General features: G+C 70.5%; 7 protein-coding genes. 1 reads left to right on the top strand and 6 read right to left on the bottom strand.

Translation table 11 applies throughout. The features are described from left to right. Positions 1-352: 352 nt before the first annotated feature. Positions 353-1,897, bottom strand: a complete 1,545-nt coding sequence (locus tag AC5L36_RS42415; protein ID WP_441219973.1) for a cellulose binding domain-containing protein — start codon at positions 1,895-1,897, stop codon at positions 353-355. Positions 1,898-1,909: 12 nt separating this feature from the next. Further along, positions 1,910-3,289, bottom strand: coding sequence for a chitinase (locus AC5L36_RS42420; protein ID WP_441219974.1), 1,380 nt, complete (start codon positions 3,287-3,289; stop codon positions 1,910-1,912). A 177-nt stretch (positions 3,290-3,466) separates the two neighbouring features. Between AC5L36_RS42420 and AC5L36_RS42425 the strand changes: the two genes are divergently transcribed. Beyond that, positions 3,467-4,534 carry a LacI family DNA-binding transcriptional regulator gene (locus AC5L36_RS42425; protein ID WP_441219975.1) on the top strand — a complete coding sequence of 356 codons (1,068 nt, stop codon included), beginning with the start codon at positions 3,467-3,469 and terminating at the stop codon, positions 4,532-4,534. A gap of 38 nt (positions 4,535-4,572) precedes the next feature. Here AC5L36_RS42425 and AC5L36_RS42430 read toward each other — a convergent pair whose 3' ends face one another. The 4 genes from AC5L36_RS42430 to AC5L36_RS42445 all read right to left on the bottom strand — a co-directional run bounded on the left by AC5L36_RS42430 (position 4,573) and on the right by AC5L36_RS42445 (position 8,955). Continuing rightward, positions 4,573-6,363, bottom strand: a complete 1,791-nt coding sequence (locus tag AC5L36_RS42430) for a carboxypeptidase regulatory-like domain-containing protein (protein ID WP_441219976.1) — start codon at positions 6,361-6,363, stop codon at positions 4,573-4,575. Between the two features lie 174 nt (positions 6,364-6,537). Beyond that, positions 6,538-7,947, bottom strand: a complete 1,410-nt coding sequence (locus AC5L36_RS42435) for a carbohydrate-binding protein (protein ID WP_441219977.1) — start codon at positions 7,945-7,947, stop codon at positions 6,538-6,540. Between the two features lie 83 nt (positions 7,948-8,030). Further along, entirely contained in the window at positions 8,031-8,597 is a 567-nt protein-coding gene (locus AC5L36_RS42440) for a YidC/Oxa1 family membrane protein insertase (protein WP_441219978.1), read from the bottom strand. Between the two features lie 85 nt (positions 8,598-8,682). Continuing rightward, on the bottom strand, positions 8,683-8,955 hold the full coding sequence (locus AC5L36_RS42445) for a DUF6412 domain-containing protein (protein ID WP_441219979.1): 273 nt from the start codon (positions 8,953-8,955) through the stop codon (positions 8,683-8,685). Between the last annotated feature and the right edge of the window lie 184 nt (positions 8,956-9,139).

The raw sequence follows: 9,139 nt of genomic DNA on the forward strand, positions 1-9,139 counted from the left end.
GGTGGTGCCGAGAGTGCTGTCAGCGAGGGGGTAGATCTTGGTACGAAGGTGCCCCTCTGGGGGCCAATTCGTACCAAGATCTGCTGTGCCGGGGAGCTCCGCCGGGGCCAGCTGCGATCGTGGTCTTGCTCGGGGGCTTGGACCGCGGGCCTGGCAGTGGACGGCCGGGGGTTTCGGCGAGCGCTGCGAGCCGCCGGCCGGGAGCGGTGCCCGCGGGAGCATACGGTCTACAGCTGACGCGGGCGTGGGCAAATCTGCCCTGAAAGTAACGGCGGGGTCCCGACCACGGCGCACATCGCGCGCGGAGGGAAGGGGGTTTCGGCAAGCCGAAACCCCCTTCCCGAACGATCTCCTAGAACCCGGCGGTGATGCGGGTGAACTCCCAGTCGGCCTGGGATATGCCGCTGCAATTGGAGACCACGCCGCCGCCGGGGCACGGACGGTCGCGGTTGACGGCCCAGAAGGCGAGCCGTGCCAGGCCGCGGGCCTTGGCCCAGTCGCGGATCTGCGTCCAGGTGGCCGGGCTGGTCAGCTCCTGCTGGTCGGAGAGGCCGTTCATACCGGAGATGCCCATGTGGGTGTAGGCGACCGCGTCGCTCCAGCCGAAGGCCGACTTCAGCGCGTTCTTGAGCCCTTCCGAGGCGTTGACGGTGTTCTGGTACATGTTCGCGCCGCCACCGAAGTCGAACGGCATGATCGTGAAGACGTCGATGTTCGCCTGGAGGGCGGCCGCCTGGTTGATCAGGCGGACGCCGGTGCCCGACGGGCCGCTCGTTGTCGTGCCGAACGTGATGATCGTCTTGATGCCCGGGTTGTTCTGCTTGACGATCTTCAAGGCGCCGAGGATCCGGTCCTGCACGGTCGGGTTCTCGAACTCGTCCGTGTTCTCGATGTCGACGTCGATCGCCTTGAGGCTGAACGCGTTGATCACCTGCTGGTATGCGCCGGCGAGGGCCTGTGCGCTGGAGCAGTTCGGGCCGAGCTTGTTGCCGCTCCAGCCGCCGATCGACGGGATCACGTCACCGCCGGCCGCCCTGATCTGGCTGATGTAGCTCGCGTGGGTGCCGCCGGTCAGCGGTGTGTTGCCGTCCCAGCCGGGCGTGCAGCCGCCGGCCGAGAGGATGAACGCCATCGTGAACCACCGGATCCCGGTCGCACTCATCACTGTGGACGGTGCCGGCGGGTTGCCCCAGCCCGGGTAGACGTACGGCGCCGCCGCCATGGGACCGCCGCCGGTCGGGCAGCCGGTCGTGGTGGCCGACACCGCGCCGGAGCGGGCCGACTCGCCCGCGGAGTTGTACGCCGCCACGGTGTAACTGTGCGACGTGCACGCGCCGAGCCCGGACACCGTGGTCGAGGTGCCGGTGACCGTGGCCCGCACGGTCGAGCCCTCGTACGCCCGGTAGCCGGTGACCGTGCCGGACGGCGCGTTCCAGGCGAGCGAGACGCTCGTGTTGGTCGTACCGGTGACCCGCACGTTGCCCGGCGTCCCCGGCGCGCCCGGGTTGGTCGGCCCGCCGGCGCACGAGCCGCCGTTGACGGTGCAGTTTGTCGGGTCGCCGTTGCCCGTGACGATGAAGCCGAACGACGCGGTGCCGTTGGGCCCCAGCGTCCCGTTCCACGACCGGTTGGTGAACGTGTGGTGCTGCCCCGACGAGGTGAGCAGCGCGTCCCAGTAGGTACCCATCGTGCTGCCCGACGGCAGGTCGAACTGCACGTTCCAGCTGGTGATCGTCGTGGACGTGTTGTTGGTGACGGTGAACTTCGCCTCGTAGCCGGTGCCCCAGCTGGAGGTGCGGGCGAAGGTCGCGGTCGCGGCGGAGGCGGGAGTGGCCACGGCGACCGCGGCGGTGGCCGCGACCACCGACATGACCGCGAGGGTGAGGAGTCTTTTCACTGTGACCTCCTGCTACGGGAGCGTGCCGAGGTGGGGCTTGACGGTGCGGGCGAAGCCGTTGCCGTTCGCGACGTCCCAGTTGATCGACCAGGTCATCGCGCCCCGGATGCCGGGGTAGGTGCGCGGCGGCCGGAAGCTGCCGCAGTTGGTGGCGCGGGCCAGGCAGTCGAGCGCCTGGTTGACCACGCTCGGCGCGACGATCCCGCCGCCGGCCGCGCCGGGTCCGGCGGGCAGGCCGAGCGCGACCTGGTCGGGGCGCAGGCCGTTTTCCAGCTGGATGCAGGCGAGCGCGGTGAGGAAGTTGACGGTGCCCTGCGAGTAGGCGAAAGACTGGTCGCAGCCGAGCATCGAGCCCGAGTTGTAGTACTGCGTGTGTACGACGGTGAGGATGTCGCGGATGTCCAGCGCGAGGCGGAAGTAGGACGCTCCGGTCGACTGCATGTCGATGGTCTGCGGGGCCATCGTGATGATCAGGTTGGCGCCGGCGCGCGAGCGCAGTGCGCGGAGCGCCTGGCCCATGAAGGTCGGGTTGAGGCCGTTCTCCAGGTCGATGTCGACGCCGTCGAAGCCGTACTCCTGCATGATCGCGAAGACCGAGTTGGCGAAGTTTGTCGCGGCACCGGAGTCACCGACGGAGACCCGACCGGCCTCGCCGCCGACCGAGATGATGACCTTCTTGCCGCGCGCCTTGAGCGCCTGCACGTCGGCCTTGAAGTCGGCGTTGGTGTAGCCGCCCAGCGCGCTCGCCAGCCCCGGGTCGACGCCGAAGGTCACCGCGCCGGGCGTGCTGCTCGCCTCGGCGAAGGCCACCGCCACAAGGTCGTACTCGTTGGGTACGTCGCGCAGCCGCAGCTCGACGGCCGGGTTGACGAAGTTGTGCCAGTACCCGGTGAGGAAGTGCTTGGGCAGCGGCCCGATCGGCGGCTGCGTCGTGGGCGGTGGGCTGGTCGGCGGTGCGGTCGTCGTCGGGGGTGCGGTTGTGGGAGGCGTGGTCCCGCCCCCACAGGCCTGGCCGTTCAGCGTGCAGTTGAGCGGCGAGCCCGACCCGCCGCCCAGGAAGCCGAAGGACGTCGACGCGCCCGGCGCCAGCGTCCCGTTCCACGAACGGTTGGTGAACGTGTACCGCTGGCCCGACGAGGTCATCAGCGCGTCCCAGTACGTGCCGACCGTCGTCCCGGCGGGCAGGTCGAAGACCACCGTCCAGGACGTGATCGTCGCGGTGCCGCCGTTCGTGATCGTGTACTTGCCCTCCCACCCGGAGCCCCAGTCGGACGTCTTGGTGAACACCGCCGTGGGCGTCGCCGCGGAAGCCGCGGGCGCTAACCAGATCGCCGCGATCCCGGCGGCCAGGGCCATCGCGAGCGTGATGAGCAAGGCTTTGGAACGAGTCACGGCAACCTCCCATGGACGGTTGCCTAATTATTAGGACTGTTAACAGAAACTGTAAAGACCCTTGCGAGGTTGACCGCGACCCCGTCCATCGGCGCCGGAAAAGACGACCGGTTCGGCCGCTCGAATTTACATAGTGGAGGTCTATACGCAGCGGTATCGCGCGGTACCGTGCCACAGATGAACGCCGAGGCGTCGGGCCAGGTGGGTGAGAGCGGTGCGGATCGCGCCGCCCACCCGGTCCGGCGCGCGCCCGAGCCGGCCCGCCGGCCGACCATGGTCGACGTGGCCCGGCACGCGGGCGTGAGCATCAAGACGGTCTCGCGCGTCGTCAACAACGAGCCCAACGTGCAGCAGCAGCTCATCGACCGGGTGCTGGCGAGCGTGGCGGAGCTGGGCTTCCGGCGCAACCACCTGGCCCGCACACTTCGGTCGGGGCAGTCCACGGCCACGATCGGGCTGATCATCGAAGACCTGGCCAACCCGTTCTACTCGACGATCGCGGCGGTGGCGGCCGAGGTCGCCGCCCAGCACGAGACGCTGCTGATCACCGCCAGCTCGGAGGAGGATCCGCAGCGCGAGCAGCAGCTGCTCCGCGACCTCTGCTCGCGCCGGGTCGACGGGCTGCTGATCGTGCCGGCCGGATACGACCACTCGTTCCTGCGGCCCGAGGTGGAGATGGGCACGCCGGTCGTCTTCCTCGACCGCCCGGCCGGCGGCCTGCTCGCCGACACCGTGCTGCTCGACAACCGGGGCGGCGCCCAGGCGGGCGTGCGGCGGCTGCTGGAGCACGGCCACCGGCGCATCGGCATCCTGCTCGACTCGGTCGCCGTCTACACGATGCGCGAGCGCGTGGGCGGCGCCCAGGAGGCGCTGGCCGAGGCCGGCATCGCGTACGACGAACGGCTCGTCGCCGACGGCGTGCACGACCCGGAGACGGCGGCCGCGGCGGTGGCCGCGATGCTCGACGCGGACGCGCCGCCGACCGCGTTCTTCAGCCTCAACAACAGGATCACGGTCGGCGTGCTCCAGGAGCTGTGGCGGCGCAAAAGCCAGGTCGAGGTGGTCGGCTTCGACGACTTCGAGCTGTCGTTCCTGATGCCGCAGCGGTTGACCGTCGTGGCTCACGACACGCGACAGCTGGCCCGCACCGCCGCCGACCTGCTCTTCCAGCGGATCGCGGGCGAGCGTTCGTGGCCGCGCACGGTCACGCTGCCCACGTCGCTTGTGGAGCGGGGGCTGTCGTAGGCCGGGGCTGGTGACCCCGGCCTCCGACGTGGTCGGCGCTAGGCGGTGCCCGGCACGACGATCGCGATGCCGGTGACGGCCTCGCCCGCGGTGGCGCTGATCAGCTCCGGGTAGGCCACCCGGCCGTCGCCCACGCTGTAGAACAGTCGAACTTCCTGTGTGTTGAAACCCTTCATGGTGAACGTGCCGTCGGCACGGACCGACGGCTGGATGCCGGCCCAGTCACCGGTCGTCGGGTCGGCGGCGGTGATGCCCACACACCTCAGGCATGTCCCGGCGGGCACGGTGACGGTGCCGCTGACCGTGCCCGTGAACGGCAGAGCCACGTCCAATGTGGTGGTTTCGCCTGCCACCACCCGCACCGGCGTGGCGGACGTCCGGTTGGCGGCGTTGCCGGACCAGGCCCACGCGTGCACCCCGTCGAACGCGGGGAAGGCGAGCTTCCACTGGTACGGGCCGAGGTTGCGGATCGTGTACTCGCCGCCGTCTTCGGTGCAGCTGGAGTTGGGCCCCGGGCCGTAGCTCATAGCCGGCCCGGTCGGGCTCGGGCACACGGAGCGCACGCCGGCTCCGGTCGCGACGTCGCGGACGACTCCGGTCACGGTGCCCGCGCCGTCGAGCTTGGCGGTTACCCGGATCCGCTCGCCCGGCACCGGCTTGAAGACCTTGGCCTGGGCCGGGTCGCCGGTGCCGCCGCCGGTCGTCGAGACCCACTGCGCGCCGTGCGCCCCGTCGTACGGAGTGACGAACAGCCGGAAGTGCTCCTGCGCGAAGAGGTTTTCGAAGTCCACTTCGGAACCACAGCTGCCGCTCTGCCCGGTGTCGGTGCGCACCGGGTCGGCCAGGGTGACGCATGCGCCCTCGACCGGGTCACCAGTGGTCGCGTCGACAAAGTCCACGTGCAGGCTGACGGATTTCTCCAGCCGCACGGTGGTCCGCGCGGTCTCGCCCTCGGTCACGGTCACCAGGCCGAAGTGGCCGTTGACGTAGACCTCGTTCGGGTCGTAGCCGCCACCGCCGTACGCGCCGACCGGCAGGTCGCGGATCTGGGCTCGGCCCTGACTGTCGGTGCAGGTGGTGTAGAAGTTGAGTGGGCCGTCCTGCGGATACCAGCAGTAGCCGGCGATCGGGGCGCCGGTCACCTTGTCGACCGTGCGCACGGTGAGGTGCCCGACCGGCGGCCGGGTGAGGTCGACGGTGGTCGTCGCGTCCGCCGCCACGGCGAAGGGAACCGCGTCCCCCTCGGACGTGGCCCCGCCGTTGAAGAGCACCTGGCCACTCGGAAACCTGAACTGTGTCGTGTAGTTGGAGTCGGCCTCGACCCGCTCGAAGCGGTATCGCCCGCGGTCGTCCGTCCCGGTGCCGGCCACCCAGTTGCCGCCGCGCCGCAGCTCGACGTAGACGTTGGGAATGCCGCCACCCTTCTGGCCCACGACCCGCCCGGCGACGTCGCCGTACTGGATCGGCATCAACGGAATCTGAAGGGTGGCCGGCACCGTGATCAGGTCGGCCTCCCAGCGCTCCCGGTGGCCGTAGAGCCACTGCTCGACGTACCCGTTCGCCAGGACGCGGACGACGTACTCGCCGGCCGGGGCATCCGGGAACGCGAAGCGGCCGTCCGCGTCGCTGTTGACGAAGTTCCAGTTGGAACCGTCTTGTCGCTCGATGACGATGCCGGCCCCGGCGACCGGCTCGCCGGTCAGCTTGTCGGTGATCGTGCCATCCAGCCCGGCGGCCTCCGCCGCCCGCGCCGGTCCGGTGAGGCCCATGACGGCCATCAGCCCGGCGACCGCCGCGGCGCCCAGCGCGCGCAGCACTTTACGCTCCATGATTCCCCGTTTCCGCCTGCGTCCGCGGTTTGTCCGGCCGGTCGGCCCGGCTCCATCCCGCTCCGTGCACGGTGACAGGACGCTCGCGATGGTCGGCTCAGCCGGATGGCGGGGAATCCATCCGCCGGCCAGTCAATGTGGAGCCGGGGCGGTGCGGCCGCCCCGGCTCCTCACTCACCGTCTGAAGTGGAACCAGTTGACGTTGACGAAGTCGGCCGGCTGCCCGCTGGCGAACTTCAGGTAGACCGTCCGCGTGCCGGTCACCCCGCCCGCCGCGCCGGGAATGGTCTGCCAGCTCTGCCAACCGCCGGTGTTGGCCAGTGCGAAGTTGCCCAGTAGCTGGCCGGTCGGGCTGTCTAGGCGCACCTCGACGAGGCCGCTGATGCCGCCGCCCGCTCCGGACGCCACGCGCGCCACGAAGTCACGCGGTGCCGAAGAGCCGAAGTTGACGTTGTCGTAGCGGGCCCAGTCACCGTTCGCGATGTGGCTGATGTTGAGCCCACCTTCGCTGCACGTCTCGGTTTGCAGGCCGCTCTGCGCGTTGAACGACTCCGCCTGGATCGGCGAGTACGCGTCCCGGTTGCCGCTCGGCGGCGGTGTGGTGGTCGGTGGCGGTGTCGTGGGGTTGGTGCCCCCGCCCGTCTGGTAGACCGCGACGTAGTCCACCAGCATCGGGACGCCCGAGACCGTCGCCGCGGTCGGCGTCTGCCCACCGGGTACGGCGTTCGGGAAGGCGCCGCCCATCGCCACGTTCAGCAGGATGAAGTAGCCGGCGTGGCTGGTCATGTTGGTCCAGTGCGGCTCGCCGACCTGAGACTGGCTGACGGTGTGGTAGAGCTGGCCGTCGACGTACCAGCGCAGCTGCTGCGGGTTGGTGTCCCACTCGAAGCGGTAGGTGTGGAACGCCGACTGGCAGGAGCTGCCGGGGCAGGCGCGGCTGGCGCCGATGCCGGTGGTCTCGTTGCACGGGCCGCCCGGGTTGACTCCACAGTGGAGCACGCCCCAGACCGAGTTGATCCCGTTGACGTTTTCCATGATGTCGAACTCGCCGATCGCCGGCCAGTTCCAGTACTGGCCCCGGTACGGCGAGCCGAGCGCCCAGAACGCCGGCCAGTAGCCGGCCGCGCCGGCGCCGGTGATGTTGGGCATCTGGATGCGCCCCTCGATGCGCAGCTCGCCGCCGGCCGGGGGCTTGAAGTTGGCGCGCTGCGTCTCGATCCGCGCCGAGGTCCACTGGCCGGAGCCGCTGCGGATCGGCGTGATCACCAGGTTGCCGTTGCCGTCCTGGCGGAGGTTCGAGGTGCTGTTGGTGTAGGTCTGGATCTCGCCGGTGCCCCAGTTGGCCGGGCCGCCCGGGTACTGCGTGCCGGTGTCGATGATCCAGTTCGAGGACGAGGGCAGGGTGTTGGCGGGCCCGGTGAAGTCGTCGCTCCAGACGAGGCTCCAGCCCGAAGGGGTGGGTGGCAGCGCGGCGCGGGCGTTGACCGTCACGGCGAGCATGGCCGCGACCACGGCGGAGACCGCGGCGGCGGCGATCAGCACGCGACCGCGCCGGGGTCTGGACGACATTGCGATATCTCTCATGGATGGCTTCTCTCGTGGGGGTGGACGGGGCCGTGAGAGCGCTCTCTCAGAGTTTTACGTCCGGGGCAACAAATTGTCAACACTCATCGATGTCTCCGGAGCACTCCTTGCTCCAGGGCCGTCCACGCCGTGGTGGTGACGAGGTAGATCCCGGCCGCGAGCGGCACGAACGCGGCGAACACCACCGTGCCGTACGGCAGCAGCGCCAGCACCCGCCCCACCGCGACGGCTTCCGCACTCCCCTCGGCCGTGGCGGCTCGCACGCGCTTCGAGGACAGCCGCGCCAGCACCGCCAGCACGGTGAACATGAGCGCGTAGACCACCACGCCCGCGGGGCTAAGGCCGTCGGTCAGGTGGTGGCCGAGCGGCACACCGGCAAGCTCGGCGTCGAGCAGGTCGTTGGGGGTGGTGAAGAGGCGGTACATGACGAAGAAGAAGGGCGCCTGCACGAGCGCGGGCAGGCAGCCGCCGAGCGGCGAGACCCGGGCACCCCGGACCTGCGCCCAGCTCAACGGCGAGATCACCAGCCGTACGGCGACGGTGAAGAGCACGATCGCCACGGCGGCGGCCGCCGGCCCGAAGGCGGGCGCGACCCCGCTGGCGATCGTGGACACGGCGAAATGGGCAAGGTTGACAACGTAATCGAGCACGGCGAAACCCCTCGGTGGCTACCGCGTGGACAGGACGCATCGCCCACCGCGAAGCCCGGCTCCGTCCTATCCGGACGGACTCCGGCTACGCGGCGGAGGGGTAACCCGAAGGTGCTCGAGGACGTGGACGCCCGGCGGCGTCCGGATCGACATAGCGAGGCACGGCGGCCCGCGCCCGCACCGGCGCCGCGGCCCACCCGACCGGCCGCCCGGGGACGGCGCGCGACGCGCCGGCGAGATGCCCGGCGACCGCGACGGCGAGAAGGCCGACGGCCACGGCGAGGGCAACCTCGGCGGGCTGCCCGGCGAACGCGAGGGCGATCGCCCACGCGCCCAGGAGCCCCATCAACGCCCGCACGCCCGCCAGCCTAGAAACCCGACGCCAGCTGTCTAAGAGACCCTACGGGAAGGGTAAGGCCGTCGTGGTGTGCGTCAAGCTTGAGTTTGCCCGGGTCCGTGTCAGCTGCGGACCGCTGCTCCCGCCGGAGACCGCGCGGGTCGGCGGCGAGCTGGCGCTCGCCGAGATCCCCGACCCGCGCTGC

The sequence above is a fragment of the Phytohabitans sp. LZ39 genome (assembly GCF_059359075.1).

Excerpts from the sequence above, each read along its gene's own strand:
- AC5L36_RS42425 (WP_441219975.1), top strand. The coding sequence starts at position 3,467 with ATGAACGCCGAGGCGTCGGGCCAGGTGGGTGAGAGCGGTGCGGATCGC.
- AC5L36_RS42430 (WP_441219976.1), bottom strand. The coding sequence starts at position 6,363 with ATGGAGCGTAAAGTGCTGCGCGCGCTGGGCGCCGCGGCGGTCGCCGGG.
- AC5L36_RS42435 (WP_441219977.1), bottom strand. The coding sequence starts at position 7,947 with ATGAGAGATATCGCAATGTCGTCCAGACCCCGGCGCGGTCGCGTGCTG.